Source organism: Rheinheimera sp. SA_1 (assembly GCF_001669775.1).
GTDB lineage: Bacteria > Pseudomonadota > Gammaproteobacteria > Enterobacterales > Alteromonadaceae > Pararheinheimera.
Genome location: NZ_LXWK01000011.1, coordinates 858,930 through 882,490 on the forward strand (window position 1 = coordinate 858,930; position 23,561 = coordinate 882,490).

Annotated in this window: 19 protein-coding genes; 9 read left to right on the top strand and 10 right to left on the bottom strand. The window is 49.5% G+C overall.

The features are described 5' to 3' along the window. The first annotated feature begins 75 nt into the window (after positions 1-75). Entirely contained in the window at positions 76-2,952 is a 2,877-nt protein-coding gene (locus tag A5320_RS04780; protein WP_231916652.1) for a TonB-dependent receptor, read from the top strand. A 143-nt stretch (positions 2,953-3,095) separates the two neighbouring features. Continuing rightward, positions 3,096-6,473, top strand: coding sequence for an NPCBM/NEW2 domain-containing protein (locus tag A5320_RS04785; RefSeq protein ID WP_068061633.1), 3,378 nt, complete (start codon positions 3,096-3,098; stop codon positions 6,471-6,473). 106 nt (positions 6,474-6,579) lie between these two features. Here the strand turns inward: A5320_RS04785 and A5320_RS04790 are convergent, their stop codons facing one another. Continuing rightward, positions 6,580-7,335 carry a substrate-binding periplasmic protein gene (locus A5320_RS04790; RefSeq protein ID WP_197489972.1) on the bottom strand — a complete coding sequence of 252 codons (756 nt, stop codon included), beginning with the start codon at positions 7,333-7,335 and terminating at the stop codon, positions 6,580-6,582. A gap of 180 nt (positions 7,336-7,515) precedes the next feature. On the opposite strand from A5320_RS04790, the gene A5320_RS04795 reads away from it, so the two are divergent. Both A5320_RS04795 and A5320_RS04800 read left to right on the top strand, forming a co-directional pair. Next, positions 7,516-8,211 (top strand): hypothetical protein, encoded by a 696-nt coding sequence (locus A5320_RS04795; RefSeq protein ID WP_068061639.1) that lies wholly within the window; start codon positions 7,516-7,518, stop codon positions 8,209-8,211. Between the two features lie 81 nt (positions 8,212-8,292). Then, positions 8,293-8,520 carry a DUF2789 domain-containing protein gene (locus tag A5320_RS04800; RefSeq protein ID WP_068061642.1) on the top strand — a complete coding sequence of 76 codons (228 nt, stop codon included), beginning with the start codon at positions 8,293-8,295 and terminating at the stop codon, positions 8,518-8,520. Positions 8,521-8,554: 34 nt separating this feature from the next. Here A5320_RS04800 and A5320_RS04805 read toward each other — a convergent pair whose 3' ends face one another. After that, the gene (locus A5320_RS04805; RefSeq protein WP_068061645.1) at positions 8,555-9,877 is read right to left on the bottom strand and encodes a hypothetical protein; all 1,323 of its coding nucleotides are present in this window, start codon (positions 9,875-9,877) and stop codon (positions 8,555-8,557) included. 249 nt (positions 9,878-10,126) lie between these two features. Between A5320_RS04805 and A5320_RS04810 the strand changes: the two genes are divergently transcribed. The 3 genes from A5320_RS04810 to A5320_RS04820 all read left to right on the top strand — a co-directional run bounded on the left by A5320_RS04810 (position 10,127) and on the right by A5320_RS04820 (position 13,115). After that, positions 10,127-12,208 carry a tetratricopeptide repeat-containing diguanylate cyclase gene (locus tag A5320_RS04810; RefSeq protein ID WP_197489973.1) on the top strand — a complete coding sequence of 694 codons (2,082 nt, stop codon included), beginning with the start codon at positions 10,127-10,129 and terminating at the stop codon, positions 12,206-12,208. Positions 12,209-12,315: 107 nt separating this feature from the next. Continuing rightward, on the top strand, positions 12,316-12,642 hold the full coding sequence (locus A5320_RS04815; RefSeq protein WP_068061650.1) for a hypothetical protein: 327 nt from the start codon (positions 12,316-12,318) through the stop codon (positions 12,640-12,642). Between the two features lie 50 nt (positions 12,643-12,692). Then, entirely contained in the window at positions 12,693-13,115 is a 423-nt protein-coding gene (locus A5320_RS04820) for a VOC family protein (protein WP_231916653.1), read from the top strand. On the opposite strand, the gene speD is transcribed toward A5320_RS04820, so the two are convergent. The 8 genes from speD to A5320_RS04860 all read right to left on the bottom strand — a co-directional run bounded on the left by speD (position 13,112) and on the right by A5320_RS04860 (position 21,131). Beyond that, complete coding sequence (gene speD / locus A5320_RS04825; protein WP_068061653.1) at positions 13,112-13,930, bottom strand: adenosylmethionine decarboxylase; 819 nt, start codon at positions 13,928-13,930, stop codon at positions 13,112-13,114. The two genes, A5320_RS04820 and speD, sit on opposite strands and share 4 nt — an antisense overlap. A 75-nt stretch (positions 13,931-14,005) precedes the next feature. Next, positions 14,006-14,449, bottom strand: a complete 444-nt coding sequence (locus A5320_RS04830; protein ID WP_068061656.1) for an OsmC family protein — start codon at positions 14,447-14,449, stop codon at positions 14,006-14,008. A 156-nt stretch (positions 14,450-14,605) separates the two neighbouring features. After that, positions 14,606-14,956, bottom strand: a complete 351-nt coding sequence (locus A5320_RS04835) for a DUF3802 family protein (RefSeq protein ID WP_068061659.1) — start codon at positions 14,954-14,956, stop codon at positions 14,606-14,608. Positions 14,957-15,127: 171 nt separating this feature from the next. Further along, on the bottom strand, positions 15,128-16,591 hold the full coding sequence (gene astD, locus A5320_RS04840; protein WP_068061662.1) for a succinylglutamate-semialdehyde dehydrogenase: 1,464 nt from the start codon (positions 16,589-16,591) through the stop codon (positions 15,128-15,130). An 83-nt stretch (positions 16,592-16,674) separates the two neighbouring features. Next, entirely contained in the window at positions 16,675-17,691 is a 1,017-nt protein-coding gene (gene astA / locus A5320_RS04845) for an arginine N-succinyltransferase (protein ID WP_068061665.1), read from the bottom strand. Positions 17,692-17,820: 129 nt separating this feature from the next. Beyond that, positions 17,821-19,038: an aspartate aminotransferase family protein gene (locus A5320_RS04850; RefSeq protein ID WP_068061667.1), complete on the bottom strand. Its 1,218-nt coding sequence runs from the start codon at positions 19,036-19,038 to the stop codon at positions 17,821-17,823. A gap of 308 nt (positions 19,039-19,346) precedes the next feature. Continuing rightward, positions 19,347-20,468: an HDOD domain-containing protein gene (locus A5320_RS04855; RefSeq protein ID WP_068061669.1), complete on the bottom strand. Its 1,122-nt coding sequence runs from the start codon at positions 20,466-20,468 to the stop codon at positions 19,347-19,349. Between the two features lie 51 nt (positions 20,469-20,519). Further along, positions 20,520-21,131, bottom strand: coding sequence for an anthranilate synthase component II (locus A5320_RS04860; protein ID WP_068061671.1), 612 nt, complete (start codon positions 21,129-21,131; stop codon positions 20,520-20,522). 272 nt (positions 21,132-21,403) lie between these two features. On the opposite strand from A5320_RS04860, the gene A5320_RS04865 reads away from it, so the two are divergent. After that, positions 21,404-22,369: an ABC transporter ATP-binding protein gene (locus tag A5320_RS04865; protein WP_197489975.1), complete on the top strand. Its 966-nt coding sequence runs from the start codon at positions 21,404-21,406 to the stop codon at positions 22,367-22,369. After that, the gene (locus A5320_RS04870) at positions 22,366-23,541 is read left to right on the top strand and encodes an ABC transporter permease (RefSeq protein ID WP_068061674.1); all 1,176 of its coding nucleotides are present in this window, start codon (positions 22,366-22,368) and stop codon (positions 23,539-23,541) included. Before A5320_RS04865 ends, A5320_RS04870 begins: the two co-directional genes overlap by 4 nt. Positions 23,542-23,561: the final 20 nt, after the last annotated feature.

The window sequence follows — 23,561 nt, forward strand, 5'->3', positions numbered from 1 at the left end:
TACGCCAACCAAGCGTAACTGCGATATGGGCAATTCGGGAATTTCAAAACAAAAAATAACAAACCGGAGGGGAGTATGTCAGTTCGCAACATTTCGCAGGATCACCATTCAACAAGGCAGTTTTCACAATCGCCATTTTCACCAACGTCCTTTGCCAAAACTAAGTTAACCACTTTGGTACTATTGGCGTTGGCGGCAGTGCAACCCATGCTCGCCTCGGCAGAAGATACGGCTGATAACAAAGCAAAAAATGCCAAAGATGAACAAGTGGAAAAAATCCAGGTCACTGGTATTCGCAGCAGTATTAAAGAGTCATTGTTTTTAAAACAAAATGCCACCAGCGTGGTTGATGTGGTGGTCGCTGAAGATATTGGTAAATTCCCCGACGAAAACCTGGCCGAAGCGTTGCAGCGGATCCCGGGCATTACCATTACCCGTAATGGTGGCGAAGGGCAGAATGTGGTGATCCGCGGCCTTGGCGCTGGTTACAACATCACAACGCTGAATGGCCGCAAACTCGCATCTGAAAACAGCGGCCGCGATTTTAATTACGACACCATTGCCTCTGAACTGGTGAGCACTATTGCGGTGTATAAATCGCCGGAAGCACGGTTGCAGGAAGGTGGTATTGGCGCCGTTGTTGACATTCAAACCCGTAAGCCGCTGGATTTAAAAGGTTTCACCATGGCAGCTTCTGCCAAAGGTGTGTATGAAGAACGCACCGGTGACACCCAGCCGCATGTTTCGTTTCTGGTTGGTGATTTGTTTGATGAAGGAAAACTTGGCGTGTTGCTGACCGGTGCTTATTCAGAACGGACTTTACGCAATGATACTTATTCTGCAGCAGGCTTTTATGACGAAGCTGAAGGAGTGACTGAAGCCACCATTCCGGTTGATATGAATAATGACGGTGCCATTAATCAAACCAATGAACTGTTTCCATCAAAAGTACCGGCTTATATGTATTACGCCAATGCACAGGACGTGCGCGAGCGTCTTGGTGGCACGTTAAATGTGCAGTATCAGCCAACCGACTGGATTGATTTGAGTGCCGATGTGCTGTACTCACGTTACAACACCAACGGTAACCGCTATCAGATTGGTTTTGTGAACTACGACGAAAGCTGGACGCCCGGCACGCCAATCTTTGGCAATGCAAAATTTGGCGAAGATGGCCGGGTGATTTCGGTGACGCAAACCGCTAATCCAATGGTTGAATTATTGAACCTGACGACACCCCGTAAAACCGACACCTGGCAGTTTGGCAGCAATGCTAAATTCCAACTCAACGAGCAACTTGCACTGACGGCAGATTATTCTCACTCAGAAGCCAAAGATCAGAATGCCGGTGATAATCGGTTTATCGTCGCTCGTGGTTTTGTTGATTCGATTAGCATCGATTACAGCAAAAACAACAAACTACCCGACGTCTCCATAGCTCCGGGATTAAACTCAGAACAAAAGTACGGCGCACATTACAGTTACAACAGCGGCACCGGTGTCACCGATAAGGTTGACGATCTGAAACTACTGGCGACTTACACAGTCGACGATTCAATCATCACCAAAATTGATGCCGGCGTCACTTATGTGCAGCAGACCAAAGCCCGCAGTGAGTTTTCATCCAGAAACCCCAGCCAGTTCAGTAATGGCGGTTTTTATCTGACCCGCGACAAATATAGCTTCGACAACAGTACTGTCTTCAACCAGGGCGATTTTTCATTATTCCGCATCCCGACCGATGTGTTTGTCGGTGCCAATTTTGACAAGTTCCTGGATGGCGAAGCGGGCTTACACCCGACACCATGGCCAAGTTTTGATTACGATAAATTGCTGGCTTACTACCGCAGCATCAATGCCGAAGCCGCCGACAAAAGCATCGTGCCACAGCTGAATCAGGCCGGCGCTTTTAATGTCAAAGAGGCCATCAGCACAGCCTTTATCCAAATGAATATCGAAGATACTTTGTTTGATATGCCGTACTTTTTAAACCTTGGCCTGCGGGGCAGTAAAACCGAAGTGACCAGCAGTGGTTTTTCTTACGATTTGGCAAAAGTCGTGCTTGATGCCAACGGCAAACCGATCAATAACGATTGGCGAACCGTGCAGCAGTTGAGTTATGAAGGCGATTACAGCAAGCTGTTGCCAAGCCTCAACTTTAAATTGACCTTGCTGGAAGATTTATTTTTCCGTTTTTCTGCCGCCGAAGTGATGAGTCGCCCCAGCCTCGACCAGTTAAAACCCTGGGTGGCACCAAATTTCACCACGTTCAAAGAAGGTTTACCGCAACTCAGTATTAACTTCCCTGATTTGCCGCCCGAGATGGCAAAACAATATGACGCTACGCTGGAATGGTATTTTGCTGATAGCAGCCAACTGGCGGCAGGTGTATTTGTCAAAGACATTCAGTCTTTTATCAGCACCGCGCGTGGACCGGTCGAGCTGCATGGCGTGAATTACTATGCCGAATATCCAATCAGCGGTGAATATGGCGCCAGCATCAAAGGGGCTGAATTTTCCTGGCAACAGTCGATGGAAAACTGGCTACCGGTGCCTTTTGATGGCTTGGGTTTCCAATTGAACTATACCTATGTCGACAGCGAATTTGAGGATCCGGAACTCGCCGATTTGTCTTATACCGGCATGTCAAAAAATTCCTATAATGCCGTGGTTTATTACGAAAAAGACGGCATTCAGGCCCGGTTGGCGTATAACTGGCGGAGTAAGTTTTTACTCTATCCGGGTGACTGGGGTGGCGACAGCTGGATTGCCGATTATGGTCAGCTTGATGCGAGCGCCAGCTACGACATCAACGATCAACTTTCTGTTTATACTGAAGTTTCCAACCTCACTAATCAACGTTATTGGGGTTATGTAAAACAAGAAGATCAGGTGAACTTTCTGGAACGTTTTGGCACCCAGCTGGCGGTTGGCATTCGCGGCAATTTTTAAGCTCAGTCTGATGTAGCTTTGGTGACGGCGTACGGCTTTTGGTGAGTACGCCGCAGCATCGCCCTGTAAAACGACGCACACACATTTATCCGCCGGGATCGCAAACAGCTATTCCGGCGTTTTTACACAAAAGAGGTTGTTCCATGGCTATTCGTTGTTGTCAGACCCTGTTAGCACTGGCGGTCAGTCAGGCGTTGATATTCAGCGCTGTTGGCGCACCGATCGGTAATTTACAGCACATTAGAGCCGAAACCGGCCAGGTCGAAATGCAAACCGATCAGCAAGTCCGGCTGCAAATTCAACTGCTCAAACCGGGTTTGTTCCGGCTGCAGGCCGCTGGTGCTGATCAAAGCAAAAACAGCGCTTTCACTGGCCCAGGCGATAAAGCCGCTGCCATTGTCATTAAAAACGATTACGCCAAAGTCGAATTCAGCCTGAGCGATCAAGGTGATTATCAACTGCTGCAAACCAGCGCCATTGCGCTGCGTATCTACAAACAACCGCTGAAACTCGCCCTGTATCAAGCCGATAATCAAAGGTTGATTTTTGAAGAGCTACAACCGCTGGAACTGGCGAAAGACTCAAGTTTCCAGACACTGAGTAGCGACAGCAACGAGCGGTTTTTCGGCGGCGGCCAGCAAAACGGAGCCTTTGAATTTAAAGGCAAAACTATGGAAATTTCTTATTCTGGTGGCTGGGAAGAAGGTGATAGGCCAAGTCCGGCGCCATTTTTTATGTCGAGCAAAGGTTATGGTGTGCTGCGTAACAGCTGGGCCAACGGAAGTTACGATTTTCGCTCCAGCGAATACATTAACTTAAGCCACAACGAACAACGGTTTGACAGTTATTATTTTGTCGGTGACTCGATTAAAGACGTGCTGGCTGACTACACCGAACTCACCGGCCGCGCCAGACTCATTCCGCGCTGGGCCTTTGAATATGGCGACGCCGATTGTTACAACGACGGCGACAACGTGAAAAAACCAGGCACAGTGCCGGAAGGCTGGAGCGATGGCCCTACCGGCACCACACCGGATGTGATTGAAACCGTTGCCAAAAAATACCGTGAACACGACATGCCAGGCGGCTGGATCTTACCCAACGATGGCTACGGCTGTGGTTATACCGATTTACCTAAAGTCGTGGCAGGTCTGGCTAAATACGGGTTCAGAACCGGCCTCTGGACCGAAAACGGCGTTGATAAAATCGCCTGGGAAGTCGGCACCGCCGGTTCCCGCGCGCAAAAACTCGATGTCGCCTGGACCGGACAGGGTTATCAGTTTGCGCTCGACGCTAATAAATCCGCCGCTGACGGCATTCTCAATAACTCCGACTCAAGACCCTTTTTATGGACAGTGATGGGCTGGGCCGGTATTCAACGTTACGCCGTGACCTGGACCGGCGACCAGTCCGCCAGCTGGGACTATATCCGCTGGCATATTCCGACCTTAATTGGCTCGGGTTTATCTGGCCAGACTTACGCCACCGGCGATGTCGACGCGATTTTTGGCGGCAGCCCGGAAACCTACACCCGCGATTTACAGTGGAAAGCTTTTACGCCGGTGCTAATGGGCATGTCGGGTTGGGCCAAAGCGGCGCGTAAACATCCGTGGTGGTACGACGAACCTTACCGCAGCATCAACCGCGATTATCTAAAACTGAAAATGCGGCTGATGCCTTATATGTATACCGCCGCTTATGAAGCGGAAATCACCGGCGCACCGATTTTACGCGGCCTGATGTGGGACTTTCCGCAAGATCCAAACGCCTTTACCGAAGCCCATAAATATCAGTTTTTAGTCGGCAAAGATTTGTTAGTGGCGCCAGTGTATCGTTCGATGGCAGCTAGTAAAGGCTGGCGCAAAGACGTGTATCTGCCGCAAGGTCAGTGGCTTGACTACTGGGATGGCCGGGTGGTTGATGCACCTGCATCCGGCCTAAAACTCGACTACAAAGTTGATTTAAAAACCATGCCGCTGTTTGTCCGCGCCGGCGCAATTTTGCCGATGTATCCGGCATCCTTATATGACGGTGAAAAACCCAAAGACGTGTTGACGTTGGATATTTACCCTTATGGCACCAGCAGTTATCTGATGTATGAAGATGATGGCAATACCCGCCAGTATCAGCAGGGCAAATTTAGTCAGCAAGCCTTTACCGTCAAGGCGCCTGAAGGGAAAGCCGGTGACATTCAAATTGAGATTGCGCCGGTCACGGGTGAATATCAGGGCCAGGAGCAACAACGGCAATATCAGTTGCAGGTACATAGCAGAGTCAAACCAGAGCAGGTAAAACTGGCAGGGAAAGCGCTGCCACAACTCAAAGACGCTGCAGCTTTTGAAATAGCAAAAAGTGGCTGGTATTTCAGCACCGAAAAATACGGGGTGATTTATGCCAAAACTGCAAAGGTCTCAATTCGCGAAGCGTTGCAGTTTGAGCTAACCATTAATCCGGCGCTGACTTTAGCGGCCACCGCTGGTTATCCGGCCGCGCCGGAGCTTGGCAACGCCATCGCCGCCGACAGTTTGCTGGTGCTGAACCGCCCTGCCGAAGAGTCGGGTCATCTGCTGGAAAATGCTTTTGATGACAATCCAACCACCTGGTTTAGAACCAAACGCGATCAAGCACTGAAAACCGGTGCTCACGAATTTACGTTGGCACTTGGCGAGCGGCGGATGGTCAACGGTTTTGAAATTGCGCCAAGGAATGACCAGCATTGGAAATATGGTCAGGTGCGCGATTATGAAGTCTATATTGCTGACAACAACGGCGAATGGGGCGAAGTGGCACATCGCGGCACGTTAAAAGTGCAGCAGACCAGCCAAAAAGTCGAATTCCCGGCCAAAGCGGGTACCTTGTTCAGATTCCGGGTGCTGAGTACCCAGGATCAGGCAGAAGATGGCAGCGCGCTGGATCCAATGGTAACGGCGGCTGGCGATGACAAAGCAGTCGATGACAACAAAACAAAACCGGCCATCGCCAAAGCTTTTAACGCCCTGTTGCCAAAACAGGTCACGCCGATCACCATTTCCGAATTTAAAGTGCTGGAGCAACCACTGCCCAATCAGCCGCAGTTGCAACAGCCATTATCGGAAGTGACCGCCAGCGTCAGCGAAAATAGCCGCGGCCCGGTGGAACTCAATAGCGCGAACGGCGGCAAAAAAGCCAAAGATGGCGGCCACATGCAAATGAACGGACTGAAGTTCCGTAAAGGCTTAGGGGTTGCCGGGCAAAGCCGCATCGATTACCCGCTATCAGGACATTGGCAACTGTTCCGCGCCGATGTTGGCATCGACGATAGCTGTCGCCAGCATGGCAGCGTGCAATTCCAAATCTATGGTGACGACCAGTTACTGTACGATTCAGGCACCTTGCAGGCGCCGGCCGTGGTGAAACCGCAACTGGATATTCGCGGAATTAAACTTTTGAGCTTGCGCACCAAAGCAGGTAACGAAAAAGTCTGCGCCAACTGGGCCAATGCGATGGTGATTGGGTTTGCCGGGGATAAAGTGGGTAAGTAAACACCAATTAACTCAGCCCTAAGCTTGAAAAAAAGCCGCACTCAAATCAGTGCGGCTTTTTGTTGGTGGCAACGTTCAAAGCGACGGTCAGTCATCAGCGACTGCCCTAACAAGCCCCTTCCACCAACGACTGCGCATTAATCCGGTAGCGCTCCTGCAACAAGTGGTATTTGTCATCTTGCAACACCGCTTTTAGCGCAGCATCAAATGCTTTGGCATCTTCGGCTTTACGAAAAGCGGCGCGGTAATAGCTGGCCGGAAACAACGGGTGAATTTTAACTTGTTGTGGTGGCGAAATTTTGTCGTGATGGTAATAAAAAATATTCACATCCATCACCAGCGCCTGCACCCGTTTTTTATGCAACGACTCTACCTGACTACTTTGCTCCACGGTTTCGCGGTATTTATAAGAGTGCTCGACCGCTTGCCGGTAATCATCCCCCAGCAACTGCGAGGCATTCTGAAAAGCCAGTAACGACAAGTCACGTAAATCACTGAATTGCACAATAGAAAGCGCATCTGCTTCCAGACTGACCACCACATTTTGGTAGCGAATATAGGGGCAGCTGTAGAAAAGTTCAGATTGGGCGTTATTCATTGGCTGCAAAGTGGCGATATCGCCGATCCCTTGCTGCAGTAAAGTTTGGATCCGTTTATTCGGTACATGGGTGAATTCAGCGCGGTAGCCCATCCGCAACACGATTTCACGCAGTAATTCCAGTTCAAAACCATCTGAGGTTTCAATTTGCACATAAGGGGGTTTGTTCATGCCAACCAGCACTTGCAGTGGTGGTTTCTCCTGCGCCAGCGCTGGCAACGTCAGACTGAACACCATCACTATCCAACAAACAACTTTTGTCATGCGAACTTCCGACTTTACCAACACTGCTGTAAGCATAGTTGGCGCCAAAGCTTTTGATCCAACAATGAACACAACAATCTGGCAGCCGGTGCGACCAATTGCCGCAGCCCCTGTTGTAAGTAAAATTTTCCGGTTAGGATAAGTTTTTATAATTTTGATAATCAGCGAGTTACGCGACCTATGCGCATTTTCGGCTCTATCCGGTTCTGGCGAACCTTTCATTTATGGCTGAGTTTATTGTTGTCATTGCAACTTTTGGCCTGGTTTGGCAGCGGGCTGGTGATGTCGATATTGCCGATTGATGAAGTGCGGGGTGATCATTTACGCGCGCCGGTTCCGCCCATCAATTGGCAACTGGCCAGAGTGAGTCCGGCGCAATTGCCAGCTCAAACCGGTGTGTTAAGCCTGAGACAACGCGGCGAGCTGCCGGTCTATCAACTGGATAACGATGGGAAACTACAGTTTTTCAATGCACTGGATGGCAGTCCGCTGCCGGCCGTAACGGAACCGGAACTGCGCACGCTGGCGCAACAAGGTTACAAAGGCGCCGGCATGCTGCAAAGTGCTACCTTAATTGATGAATTACCGCTGGAAGCTCGTGGCCTGACCACACCGGTGTGGCAAGTTCAGTTTGCAGATGCCGACAACACGGTGTTTTATCTGGAACCAACACTTGGCCAGGTACTGCGGGTACGCACTGATAACTGGCGGGTATTCGATTTTGTCTGGATGTTACATATTATGGATTACGACGAACGGGACGATTTTAATCACGGTTTATTGATTGCAAGCTCGGCGCTGGCCTTGTTGTTTACTATCAGTGGCTTAGTGCTGTTGGTGCTGACGTTGCGCCGCAAAGCGGTGCGTCCGCATTAAACTGCTGTCGCTGTGGCTTCGCTGGTAAATGACGTCTGCTGGCCTATACTGCAATTGATAAGCAATCAACGGAGTATGAACATGGATAACAGTCACCATTCTTTAAGTCAGTTGTTTGATCAGCTGGGACTCGACAGCGATTACAGCAGTATCGAACATTTCATCAGCCAACACCGGTTACAAGGTGATTTGGCGTTATCTAAAGCCAGTTTCTGGAACACCGCCCAAGCCACATTTTTAAGGGAATCTTATACCCAGGATGCCGATTGGGTGGAAGTGATTGATCAGCTGAATCAGCGTTTGCGCTGAGCGTGCTGGCGTTAGAAGTTGCAGCGTCGGGAATTTAATCCCGGATCTGAATTTGATACAACGGCAGTGCATCCAGCCGTTGGTTGATATCGGCTAGTATTTTCTGATAATCGGCTGAATCAACTGACTGATATTTTTGTTCAAAGCTTTGCTGGGAAATACCTTCCGGCAACCGCGACTTGCTGGGAAATAACTCGGCTTCGGTGCGTTCCTGACTAAAAAACTGCTGCAATTGCGCGGCTGAGCTAGCGGAACCAATGGCAATCTGCGCAAATCGTACTCCGGCCCGATCCGCTAACAAATCGACAAAACTAAAACCACTACCGCCTTTAATCGAATCCAAGAGTTCTTTGGCTTCGCCAACAGTGTCGCTGACGTTTTTATTGGTCAGCACCTGAATGGTCGCCGAATAGATAAAATGTTGTTGTAAATCAGGGCGCCTGGCCAAAGTAACCCGGGGTGGTTTTACCCCTGGCGCCCTTTTCACTTCATTCACCAGTAACTGTAAATTACGGCCACCGAGCAATTGTGCCATCGCCAGCAGTACTGCCTGATTTTCCTGTTGCGCCCGGCCAGGTTCATCCTGATAAACCGCAGTACGCGCTTGCGCCTGACGAAACAACAACTGCAAGTAACTGATTAAACTGCTGTTCGGATTGGCCACTGCATGTTCAGCAGCAATTTTATAATAAAACTCCAGATTGGCAGTTTGCGCCGGTGAACTAAATAACTCACGGTAGACTGACAACCCGGATTGTTTCAGCCGTTGTAAATCCCAGCCGCCAGGTCTGGTCACTTCAACTTTGACTTCATCTTGCTGAAATTGCACCGAGCGAACCATGGCCAATAGGTTTTCGCCTTTGCCAGAGCCCCACAATTGATCGGCAAACCAGCCCAGCAGATTAAGCGCAGTTTCGCCAGGGACCGTTAACATGCCGAGCGTCACCTGATGCACGTCCAGCGGACCGGTGGACGGTCGCACCTGCACACTGGCATTTAAATAATAGGGTTTACCAAGTAGCGATACCGGTAAAGTCATAAATGTGGTCAAACCGGCCGGGTTGACCTGCGCCTGGCCACGAAAGCCAGGCAAGGTACGGCTGGCCAGCGCAAAAGCGGAATTAAGCTCGTCGGTATTGGCAGAAAAAACCCACTGTTGCTCGGTTGGGTTTCGTATTGCCGCATTCAGGTTGCTCAGCAGTTGTTTACTATGCCGCACTGCATCCGCGTTCATCTGACCTTGAGGGGTTAACAGGGGTTGGGCGTCAAACAATAACCAAAAGCAAATACCGCACAAAGTGACAATCACCAGAATCAATGTCAGCACTTGCCGGAATAAATGATGTACCGCCTTCATCGACACCCTGGGGACCTTCTCGCTGCAAAAACCGTATCTTAGCAGAAGGATCGTTATCTGCAGCAAGCTTTTCACGGTCAACGTCGGGATCGGCAAGTCACCCACAGCAGCTTAACTTTCAACACTTCAAGTTGATCCAGTGACTTTGTCGCAGCCGCACGATATATTCTTCAGAACGAATTTAACCCGACGCAGCAATAGCCAACTAAGCTGTTGATGAGTATCGACATAACGGTGAAATATCCAAAGATGCGTAAGATATGGCTTTGGTTCCGACAGAGATTCATTCAGGGCACAGTGCCGGTGCTGCTATTATGGCTGAGCCTTGGTACTGCGCATGCTGTGCCGGAGGTTGATGCCAGGCTGGAAGCAGAACTGGAACAGTATTTACAGTTGACCTCCAGTGATCTTAAGGCGGCAGCCGCCTTATTGCAGAAAGTAGCACCGCAGATCACTGCGCTTACCCCAGCGGCGACCAAAGTTCGCTTCAACAGTTATTTATCATCACAATTATCTTCAGAAAAAAACTATCCGGCAGCCGACCTGTTGTTACAGGAAAACTGGCAAATCGCCGAACAACAGCAGGATCCGGATATTTGGGCTGAAGTGCTGGCTGAGCATTTGCAGCAATACTGGAGTCGTGGCGAAAGTGCCAAAGCGGTCAGCTACCTTGAACCTTTATTGCAATATGCACCAAAAGCCACGCAGAACAGAATTCGTTACTTTGCCTGGAATACTGCGGCCAGTTTTCAGTCCTGGCAAGGCAAATACGAGCTGGCGCTGGCGTCATTTCATCAGGCGTATGCCAGCATTGAACGGGATGAAAACCCACGTACGCCGTTTCGGAAAATGTACCTCAAAGCCAGCATTGCCAATTTACATGGTAGTTTGCGCAACTATCCACTGGCCATAAAAACAATTGAAGAAGGTTTGAAAGAGTCGAAAAACAATCCGGATCTGGCCGGTTATGTCACCGACTTTTACATTCAGGAAGGATATATTCTGGTCGATGTGGGTGAACTGGAAGCCGCACTGAATAGTTATCAGCAAGGGCTTGCTTCGGCACGTAAGCTAAATAACCCCTATACCGAAGCCATACTGCAAAACAACATTGGCGATATTTATCTGCGACAGCGCAAGCTGGATTTAGCTGCCAGTTATTTTGAGCAAAGCCTGGCTTTTGGCATCAGCAAGCAGGATAAACCGACCATTGCCCTTTCGACCTTTAATCTGGGTTATGTCCAGGTATTACAGGGAAATTATGAAAAAGGCATTGCGCAAATGCAGGCAATGATTAAGGAGTTTGGTACTTTAGGTGGCAAAGCGGACTTAATGGCCTATTTGCTCGAACTGGCGGACGCCCATCGGTTTGCCGGTCAGCATCAGGCCGAAGCCGATGTATTGCGGCAATACAATCAGTTGTCGTCGGAGATTTTCCAAAAAGATCGCGAAAAACAATTAAATCAGTTGCAGGAAGAATTCTCAGCAAAAGAGAAAACCAAAGAAATTGCTGCACTAACCCAACAAAATCAGCTGAATGCTATAGAAATTGAGCGGCAAAACCTGCAACAAAAAGTCACCATGCTGATCGGAATCGTGGTGGTGCTGGCCTCTTGTTTATTGTTTTTACTGTATCGAAAAGTGCGGCAAGCGAATTTAAAACTGAAAGAAGCCAACGACAAACTGGCCTATCAGTCATTGCGCGACCCACTTACCGGCTTGTTTAACCGCCGCTCGTTACTCGAACATATGGAACGGCGGCAACAAAGTGACCGGCGCGTCGCAGCACCACAACTGACCGACGGTTTTATCCTGCTCGACATCGATTTCTTTAAACATATTAATGACCATTATGGCCACGCCGCTGGTGACGCGGTGCTGGTGGAAATCGCCAAAAGGTTAACCACTCTGACCCGCACTGATGACATGGTTTGGCGCTGGGGCGGTGAGGAGTTTCTGATCTTATTGCGCCGGGTTGATATGACCGCGCTGACCAACTTTACCCAGCGGGTACTGGATGTCATCGGCAGCAGCAGTATCACCTTCGGCAAACAACAGTTGCAAGTGACAGCGTCGGCAGGCTTTTTGACCTATCCTTTTGCCGGACTTGATGAACAAACGTTAAATTGGCCAAAAGCATTACAATTGGCTGATATGGCGTTATATCTGGGCAAAGTACATGGCCGCAACCGTGCTTATGGCCTGTTGGGTTTAAATCAGCCTTATCAGGATATCGCGGCAAAACTGGAAACCGATTTGAGTCTGGCGATTGAACAAGGCCTGGTTGATGTGGTGCTGGTCGAAGGCCCGGCGAAAGAACAGCGACACTGACATATTTGCTGACAGTAGGCTGCTGTACGAACAGGCACTTCCTGGTTTACATTGAGGACTGAATTTCAGTAAAAAACCTGGTTCAACTGAACAACAAGGAAAATCCGATGATCAGTAGCCTCACCGAACAGCAGGTCCAGAAAAAAGTGCTGGCAACCGCACAACAGGGCGCCGCTCATTGTGACGGTTACCTGAGCGTTAGCGCCATAGAACTACATTTTGCGCCATTTAATCAGGCATACGGCTTAGGCCCTTATCACCTCAAACGCAATGACATCAGCAAAGTAGAAGTAGCATCTGGCAAAGGTGGTGGTTTTATTCCGATGATGACCGAAGCTATCCGCATCACAATGGCCGATAGCCGCGAGTTTCTGTTTATTCTGGCTGAACCAGAGCGCTGGCTGGAATTGTTGCAGCCAGCAACTGCAGATTAAGATTGTTACGCCAGCCGGCATCAGCTCCACAGCAACAAGAGGGATTTGCCATGCTGTTCCAGTTACTGCACCTTGATCATATCGTTTTGCGTTGTACGTCATTGCCACCGATGCAGGCATTTTACCAACTGCTAGGCTGCACCCTGGAGCGCAGCTTGCCGGAATTGGGTTTGTATCAGTTCCGTGCCGGGGAACAACTGATAGATTTAATTAGCGTGGATGGAGAGTTAGGACAACAAGGCGGTGCAGCCCCAGGTGTTGAAAGCCATAATCTGGCGCATTTTTGTTTGCGGATTGCACCGTACGATGCAGTAGCACTGACCGCTTTTTTCATCGAACAAGGCATTCAGGTTTCCGCCAGCGCCGTTCGATATGGCGCCGACGGTTTTGGACCTTCCCTCTACATTCAGGATCCAATGGGCAATACCGTTGAACTGAAAGGCCCGCCCGACACACCCGCAGTAAAGCGTTAATCCAGCTCTGGCAGGTTGCGCCCGTAGAATATCTCGCGAATTTCCCGTTTTACTTTTTTGCTGATGTCTTTTTGTTCTTGCGGGCTCAGCGAATTGCCGCCGGAACCGAACAAATAGTTATTCAAATCAAAGTCTTTCAGCATCATCTTGGTATGAAACAAATTCTCCTGATAGACGTTGACGTCGACCATCTGAAAGGCATTTTTGGTCTGTTCATCCATAAAATTCTGAATGGAATGAATAGGATGGTCGATATAATGCTTCACCCCATGCACATCACGGGTAAAACCACGCACCCGGTAATCGATGGTGACGATATCCGATTCAAAACTATGGATCAGGAAATTCAACGCTTTAAGCGGTGAAATCACGCCGCAGGTCGAGACTTCAATATCGGCTCTGAAAGTACAGATGCCGCCATGCGGATGGTGTTCCGGGTAGGTGTGCACACAAATATGACTTTTATCGAGGTGAGCAACAATCGCATCCGGCAACGGGCCAGGTTGTTCGGCCGTTGGCTGATTGGCCGCGCCTGGATTATCAATCGGCTCTTCACAGACCAAAATTGTTACGCTGGCACCTTGTGGATCATAATCCTGCCGCGCCACGTTTAAAATATTCGCGCCAATGATATCAACCACTTCGCTTAGAATATCAGTCAGGCGGTCAGCGTTATATTGCTCATCAATATACGAAATATATTCCTGTCGATGCTGCTCGGTCGGCGCGTAACAAATATCATAAATGCTGAAACTTAAGCTTTTGGTTAAATTGTTAAAGCCATGCAGCTTCAATTTTTCAAAAGGTTTTACCACGGTATACGCTCTCCACTGCCCTGTTCCTGCAAGGTACGGGCAGTTTCTTATCATCAAAAATAACGTTGGAACTTATTAGCCTACAGGTTTTATTTCTGAGGCATGTACGCTGAACGAATGCGTCACGGTCATCGCCTGTTGCAGCATAATCGACACTGAACAGTATTTCTCCGCTGACAAATTCACCGCCCGTTCCACATGCTTTTCACTGACATCAAAGCCGGTTACTTCAAAATGTAGATGAATTTTACTGAATACGCGCGGCACAGTGTCAACCCGATCACCAGTAAGCACCACCCGGCAATCGGTCACTTGCTGTTTAGCTTTTTGTAAAATGCTGACCACGTCGACCGATGAACAGGCGCCAGCAGCCATCAGCAGGGTTTCCATTGGCGTTGGAGCAACACCTTCGTCTTTGTTCGAATCGAACATCACCGCATGCCCGCTGCCGGAGCGGCCAATAAAACTGCTGTCGCCAGCCCAGGATACCGTTGCGTGAAGTTGGTTATCGCCTGCCATCAGAATGCTCCCAGAAATTTCGAGAAATTGCCTAAATTGGCAAAAATGTAGGCAGGCATTCTATTAAAAATGCCGGCCTGAGGATAGACCTAAAAAGGTATTGCAGTAGGTTCCCGCCGACAACGTGCATGTCAGGCGGGCGGTTTGGACAAAGGTTTAGTCCATCAGATGGGCAATAGCGGTATCAAACAGGTTTTTGATCAGTAACGCCACTTCGTTAATCAATTCGATCTGCTCAGCAGTGGCGGGCCGGTTCAGCACTGATGCCAGCACTTCCTGGAAGTCGTACATGATGCCGTCCACTTCGCGGATAATCTGACTGCGGTGAATCGTTTCAAGCTCGGTGTGCTGGGTACAGAGCTGAATAATCTGCTCGGCAATCCGCTCTTCAATAATCACGCCCAGCGTTTTGTTATCGCGGGTCTGGGTACCGGCCTGTTCGAATAACGCCAGGTGCTCCGTTAAAAACTGGATCAGGTGCTCGTAGCCGGGTTTGTCAGTAACCATGGTAAAAACCAAAAACCGTTATAACCAGAAGGTAGTCAAATCTGCCACAGAACAGGAAGCAGGGTAAAGCTTTGTCTGAAAATAATTATCTGCATTGCTATAAAAAACGCGCCTGGTGCTGTTTAAATGCATTTGGCGCGTTGAATATTAGCGAAAGTGCGTATTGCGCTGTTACAAACGGATCCCTGGCGACAACTGCGCTGGCAATTCCAGTGTGGGCATTTCCACCGAAGCCACCGGATAAGCGCAATAATCGGCCGCATAATAAGCGCTGGCGCGGTGATTGCCACTACCACCGATGCCACCAAAAGGTGCTGCCGAACTAGCGCCGGTAATAGGCCGGTTCCAGTTGACGATCCCGGCGCGAATGCGACGGAAAAATTTCTGATACAAGGCTGCGTTGTCAGACAACAGCCCGGCAGACAAACCAAAACTGGTCTGATTCGCGGCAACTATCGCAGCATCAAAATCAGCAAAACGGAACACCTTGAGTAAAGGCCCAAAATGTTCTTCATCTGGTAAGGCTGCGGCGTTGCTACAGTCGATAATGCCTGGCGTCAGCAGCGCCGTACCTTCAACCAATAATTGCATCGGCAGTAATAATTTGCCGCCTTGCGCCACCAACTGCTGCTGCACCGCCAACATGCCAAGCGCGACTTTATTGGAAATCATCGCGCCGATAAACGGCTGCTCAGCGGCGTCGTATAAACCTACAGTCAACTGGCGGCTGACTTCCAGCAAGCGCGCCAGAATGGCATCGCCTTCGCTGTTGGCAGGCAAGTACAAACGACGGGCACAGGTGCAACGCTGACCGGCCGAAATAAACGCCGATTGAATAATGTCGTGCACTGCGGCGTCAATGTTGGCGACTTCAGTCACAATCAACGGATTATTGCCGCCCATTTCCAGTGCCAGAATTTTATCCGGCCGACCAGAAAATTGCTGATGCAAAAAGTGCCCGGTGCGCGAACTGCCGGTAAAAAATAACCCGTCCAGTTCGGGATGCGCAGCAACGGCTTTGCCGGTTGCCACTTCGCCTTGCACCAGATTCAGCACGCCTGCAGGTAAACCTGCGGCCTGCCATAATTTTACGGTAGCTTCGGCCACTTTAGGCGTCAGCTCACTGGGTTTAAATACCAGGGTATTGCCCGCCAACAGCGCCGGAACTATATGGCCATTGGGTAAATGCCCCGGGAAATTATAAGGACCAAATACCGCCACCACACCATGCGGTTTGTGACGGATAAAAGCGCGGCCTTGGGGCATCGGGTTTTCTTTTTCGCCGGTGCGTTCCTGATAAGCCCGAATCGAAATATCAATTTTGCCAATCATCGCCGCCACTTCGGTGCGGGTTTCCCACAACGGCTTGCCGGTATCTTCGGCAATAGTCAGCGCCAGCGCTTCTTTGTGCTCAGTGAGTTGGGCGGCAAAAGCTTTGGCGATATCAGCACGAGCTGCAAACCCAAGGTCAGCCCAGGCTTCGAACGCCTGCCGTGCTGCCTTAAAAGCCGCATCCACTTGCTGCTCGTCAGCGGCCTGACCTTGCCAAATCACCCGGTTTTTTGCCGGGTCAACCGAAGTAAACAGTGCGCCCTGACCTAGTTGCCACTGGCCATTGATAAAATGAGTTGTCATCTGAAAGTCCTGAATTTATTGATGTTGCATCAGCGAAACTTAAAAACGTGAAGCTTAAACAGGCAAAATTTAAAAGCCGAAGCTTACAGCCGCGCCAGGCGTACCCAGTCACCGTCCTGCAGCAGCAGCGCAGCGGCCAGATCCGGCGGCAAATTTACTTCTTCACTGGTTTCACTGACATGCAAATGCGTCCAACTGGCACGGAAATTTTGCCGATCGCAGTTACAAATCAAATAGGGCTGGCCGCCACTAACATCCGCCACCCGCACCTGCAAACGGCGGCTGTTGCGTGCTGTTCTGATATGTTCCAGCTTGGCTTCAACCGTTGGCCCGGCATCAAAAATATCGACATAACCAGTGGTCGAAAAACCTTCAGATTGCAATAGCGCCAAGGCTGGTTTGGTTTTGGCGTGCACCTGACCAATCACCGCCTGAGCTTCTTTACTTAACAAACTGACGTAAATCGGATATTTCGGCATCAATTCGGCGATAAACACCTTTTGACCAATGCCAGTCAGGTAATCAGCGGTCGGGAAATCGACCGAAAAGAAATGCTCTTCCAGCCATTGCCAGAATGGCGAATTGCCCACTTCATCGGACACTCCACGCATTTCGGCAATCACCCGGTCAGAAAACCGCTCGCGAAATTCCGCCATAAACAAAAACCGGAACCGCGACAGTAACTTACCATTGTGCTTTAACCGGCGTTGCTCGCGCAGGAACAAAGTACAGAGCTCAGTTGCGCCAGTGTAATCGTTACACAAGGTCAGAATATCAACGGTGTTATAGACACCAAGCGCCCTTGAGGTATGCACCACTTTACCCAGATGATAATGATAAAACGCATCATCCAGGCCCACCGCCGCTTCAATGGCGCTGGTGCCACAAATAAAACCGGTTTCGGTATCTTCCAATACAAACAGATACCCTTCGTCGCCTGGTTTGCTGACTTCTTTGGCAAAAGAATCTTCAGATCGATTAATTTTGCGCTGCAACAATTCATCGTTGACCGGCAAAGAGGTAAAACCGTGGCCGGACTCGACTGCCATATCGTATAAGGCAGGATAATCGTCGGCGCGGATTGGGCGAATCACCATCATCGTCGCTTACTCCAGAGTTGCGGCGGGTGCTTCAGGCCCGCCATTTTAATTGCTTCGTTATTTGCTTCGTTTTTTTAGTTATTGTTGGTTATGACTAAATCCTCGCACCGGGGTTCCGGTGCTTAGACCTTAGCCATTCACCACTTTGGCCACAGCCTGTTCAAAGCGGGCCATGCCTTCGAGAATATCTGCATCCGGGATCACCAGACTTGGCGCAAAACGCACCACATCGGTACCAGCCATCAGCACAAATAAACCAAGTTCGGCGCTGGCCAGCAGGAAATCACGCGAGCGGCCTTTGAATTTCTCACTGAGCGCAGCGCCAAGCAACATGCCCTGGCCGCGTACAGCGCTGAACACGTCATATTTAGCATTAATCTTTGCAAGCTCCTGACGGAATAACTGCTCTTTATGCGTCACACCGGCCAATACTTCCGGCGTGTTAATGGTATCGAGCGCAGCTTCAGCAACAGCACAACCCAGTGGATTGCCACCGTAGGTTGAACCATGGGTGCCCACTTTTAAATGCGCCGCAATAGCGGTGGTAGTCAGCATGGCGCCAATCGGGAAACCGCCGCCTAACGATTTGGCGCTGGTCAGAATATCCGGCACCACACCGTATTGCATGTAGGCGTATAACTGGCCGGTGCGGCCAACACCGGTTTGGACTTCATCAAATATCAGCAGCGCCTGGTGCTGGTCGCAAAGCTCGCGCACACCCTGAATAAATTCAGCCGTCGCCGGAATAATACCGCCTTCGCCCTGAATGGGTTCCATAATCACCGCGCAGGTGTTGGCAGAAATAAGGGCTTTCAGGCTTTCAAGATTGTTGTATTCAGCGTGGTGAATGGCACCTGGTTTTGGTCCAAAACCGTCAGAATAGGCTGCTTGACCGCCGACCGTCACGGTAAAGAAAGTACGGCCGTGGAAACTTTTACCAAAGGAAATAATGTCTTGTTTATGTTCGCCATACACATCAAGCGCATAACGGCGTGCCAGTTTCAGCGCGCCTTCGTTAGCTTCAGCGCCAGAATTGGCAAAGTAAACTTTTTCAGCAAAAGTACTGTCGACCAGTTTTTTCGCTAAGCGAAGTGCCGGCTCGTTGGTCATCACATTACTTAAATGCCACAGCTTGTTAGCTTGGGTGGTTAAGGCATTTACCAGTGCCGGATGGCAGTGACCTAAACAGTTCACCGCAATGCCGCCGGCAAAATCGATATATTCACGATCGTTTTGATCCCAAACGCGTGAACCCTGCCCGCGCACCGGAATCAGATTGGCCGGAGCATAATTGGGTACCATAACTTCATCGAATAACGCACGATTGACAGCAAATTGTTCAGACATTCTGTTCTCCTCAGGCAACTGAACCGGGTGGTCGGGCGACGCACCAGTCGGCGGCCGGACGCACTCCAGCCGATGTTTTTTTGTGCAGATTGGCATTTATTATTACAGAATAAAAATTGAAAGTCTTGAGCGAAAATCGGTGAAACCCAAGAAAATCAAGGGCTGCAGATAGATTTGCAGAAGCAATGAATAACTAAGCAGTGTGCTCAAATTGGCTGATAACGCCAGCAGATCAGGCATGCAACCCGCCATGGAGCTTAGGAATAGCCTATGACCAGTTGCATGAATATCGGAAAAAAAATTGCAGATTATTCTAAATCGAGCTTATCGAGCCGGGTATTTTGCAAAATATGCAGATAATCTTCGCGTAATTGCACTTCATGCCGCCATTGCTGATCTTCAGCATCGGACAGCAATTTGGCTTTTCGAAGCGTCTGCGATTGGGCGAAATACTCCGCCTGATGTAACAATCGGGTCAGCTGATTGGCGCCCTGAAAAGTAACGCCTTCGGCCAGTTGGTCCAGCGTATTACACAGCGGGATCCGTTTCAGTTGCCATTTTGAGACTAAATCGGCGCTGATAATAGCGGCAAATTCCTGGAAACAACTGGTCAGAAAACTGGCATCGGCATTAAGGCTGTCCAACGCATCGGTCAGCACCGTGTCACGGGCATCCCGTGCTTGTAACAAGGCGGTTTGTTTGGTTTGCTGGTAAGTTCTTAAATAAGTGCGGGTTACCACAAAATAACCGAGGCTGTTAAACAAACCAGCACAAAAAGCCACAAACTGATTGTCGCCGGTTTCTTCAGCCAGGCGCTGCGAAGCAATAGCGACGGCCAGGCTATATTCCCAAATGTTGGTTTTAAAGCCGGTAAACGGATCGGTCGAATGTGGCAGACAACGTTTTAAGCCAAATACCGGGACTATTTGTTTTAACGATTCGATACCGACCATGCCCAAAGCAGTTTTTAATTCTTTGACGTAATTGCCAGATGAGGTTTTTTTGCGGTAATTCGGCTGATTGACCAGCTTCAGAATGTCTTCTTTTAACCAATCTACTTTACTGATCAGCGCTTCTAACTGACTTAAAGTCACGGCTCTGGCACTCAGCGCATCCAACACCGGCGGAAACCCGTCAGCCAGACTAAACACGGTACTGGCAATGGTTTCGAATTTGCCAAGCTTCAGAAACAAATCTTCGGCCACCTGGTCGTGTAAATGGGCCTGAGTGAATTCGAGAAACTGCTGTTTGGCCGCAACACCCGCCTGGCGATTTTGCTGCGCTTGTTGCTCGATAGCAAGCAAGGTGCGTTTGGTGTCGGGTTGTTGCACTTTTCGTTGACCGGCCTTGACGCCAAACCGGGTTTGTTCTGGACGGACTTCAAGCATACAGTCAAAAAACCGTTGCTGTAATACCACTGCAATCGACATGCTACACATTATTCCAAATTCTTCTGCTAAGGCAGTGTGCGATTTGGTCGTTCAGCTGTCAACCGCAGTAGGCCTCGCAAGGGCTGCTAATGTTAAAAAATTAGCTAATAACTGGTGACCTTGTTCCGTTAATATCGCCTCCGGGTGAAATTGCACCCCATGCAGCGGTAAAGTTTGATGCGCCAGCCCCATAATTTCGTCGATGCTGCCATCCGCATGCTCGGTCCAGGCAGTGATTTCAAAATCGGCGGGTAACTGATCTTTGTCCACCACCAACGAATGATATCGAGTCACACTAAGTGGGTTATTCAGCCCCTGAAACACCGATTGACCGGTATGGCGGATCAGCGAGTTTTTACCGTGCATCACTTGTTTAGCCCGTTGCACTTTGCCACCAAACGCCTGTGCCAGCGCCTGATGCCCCAGACAGACCCCCAAAATAGGAATTATCCCGGCAAAAGTGCGGATCGCAGCCATTGATATTCCTGCTTGATCCGGGCTGCATGGACCTGGCGAAATCACCAGAAATTCCGGCGCCAGTTGCGCTATTTCCACAAGAGAAATGTCGTCATTACGCCGCACCACAACCTGCTGCCCCAGCTCAGCAAAATATTGCACCAGGTTGTAAGTAAACGAATCATAATTGTCGATCATCAGCAGCATGTATAACCCTTTTTTACAAACACTGCCTCCGGCAAATGAAATCGGTAGGCAACCCGATAAAGCCGCTGCATTCTACTGAAAACCAGATCCGAATGCATGGACTTTGGCAGAGGACGCTATACACAACACCGCAAGCGCCAGGCAACAAACCACTCAACAGTCGAAATCAGCCGCTCCTCCCCGTTTTGCAGCAGAAATGCAAATAAATGTTCACATCAACAAATCACCAAAGGTATGCTCCAGCACATTAGTTCGCATGAAATGGAGTTGTTATGTTGAATATCGAAGTGTCGCACGTTGCCAAAACCTACGGCACAGTGCAGGCGGTACAGGATTTAAGTTTTACCATCCCCGGGGGGCAGATTTTTGCATTGCTGGGCCCGAATGGCGCTGGCAAATCATCGTTGATCCGAATGTTGGTCGGATTGACGTTACCTGATCAGGGGCATATTCGCGTGACCCTGGCAGGCCAGCATTACAGCACCTTACCGGATGGTTGTTTTGGTTATCTACCGGAAGATCGGGGTTTATATCTGGATAAAACCGTGGTGGAAAACCTGCAGTACATCGGCCAACTGCGCGGATTGAGTAAGCATCAAATTACCGAACAGCTGGATCATTGGTTACAACGACTTGATTTACTTGATAAACGCAAAGAAAACCTGTCGAAACTATCCAAGGGTAACCAGCAAAAAGTGCAGCTGATTAGCTGTCTGATGCACCAACCAGCATTACTGATTCTGGACGAACCCTTCTCCGGGCTTGATCCAATTAATCAGGAACATGTGCTGACTATTTTGGCCGAGCTCAAAGCTAAAGGCACCACGGTGTTACTCAGTGCCCACCAGATGGCATTAGTTGAACGTCTGGCCGATCAGATGATGTTGCTGAACAAAGGTCAGGTGGTGGCGCAAGGCAATCTGCAACAGGTGACGCAGCAACTGGATCCAAAGGTCAGTTACAGTGTGACTTTTGCAGATGCAATTGACACTAGCCAGCTTGACCTTTGTTCCAGCATCCGGCTGTGGCACATGCAGGCGCCGCAGCAATTTTTACTGGAATTACGTGAGCATGTCTCCGTGAATCAACTGCTTCAGCAACTCAGTCAGCTCGGTGCGTTGGCTGATTTCAGCAGGCAACAACCCAGTTTGCATGATTTATATCTTGCCGCAGTGCAGCATCACAACCTGACACCTGAAAGTGCAGTATCGCCAAGCAACGAAGGAGCTGTCGCATGAAAATCTGGACCATCGCAATTTTTGAATTCAAACGATATTTTAAATGGAAACAAGAGCTAATCGGCATTGGTCTGATGCTGTTAATTTTTACTTTATCCAGTCTGTGGCCGGTGCTAAAGAATGCGCTGGATAAGGATTATAACGTTGCAGTTCTGGCAGCCGCTGGCAGCGTGCCGGAACTGAATGGTTTTAAATTTCAGTTATTGCCTATTGATAAAAAAGCCGACGTAGAAGCAGGTGTAGGCGAAGTCTGGGATGCGGTGATTGATACCACCGTTACGCCGGTACAGTTGTTGGCGGAAGAAAAAGCCAGCTGGCAGGACAAACTGAAAACCACGGTGCAAAAATGGCAACAACAGCGCTTAATTAACGCCTTGCCATTGAGTGCTGAACAACAGCAGCTCATCGCAAAACTGCCTGATATCAAAGTACAACTGCTGAAAGCTGATACCGGTGCCAAAGATGACAAAGGCCAGAAACTGGTCAGCGCCGGTTTGCTGTTTTTACTGGCTCTTGGCGTATTTTCCGGTTTTGGTTTTATGTTCACTGCCATCACCACAGAAAAACAAAACCGGGTCACCGAACAGTTGCTGACGCTGTTAACACCGCAGCAGTGGATGGACGGTAAAATTCTCGGGATTTCATTGTTTTGCTTAAAATCAATGCTGACCAGCGGTTTGTTTTTCTTTCTGGTGATCCAGGCGTTCCGGCTCATTGAAAACAAACCAATGCAAAGTATCCCAATGACCGGTTTTGAAGTGTTCAGTGCTTTGTTATTTGTCGGATTAGGCCTGTTGCTGGTCAATAGTTTTATGGCTGGGTTTGCTGCAACTATTGATGACCCAAATCACTCCAGCCGTAGCATTATGATGTTTCTGCCCGCCGCGCCTTTGGGTCTGGCTTTTAGTGTGATGGACAATGCTGAGGGCTTGATGATGCAGATTTTAAGTCTGTTCCCGCTGACTTCATTTGCGGCAATGCCGCTGCGAATGGCCAACTCAGCAGTACCAATGTGGGAATGGGCACTGGCGCTGGCGTTGTTGATCGGTTGCTTATGGTGGTTTAAAACCGCAGCCAGCCGGGTGTTTGCATTGGGCATCCGTATGTACGGCAAAGAGCCAGACTGGGCCGATATTGCGCGGGCATTTGTCGGGCGAAAAGCCAGGATTTAGCAGCTAACTTCAATGAACGT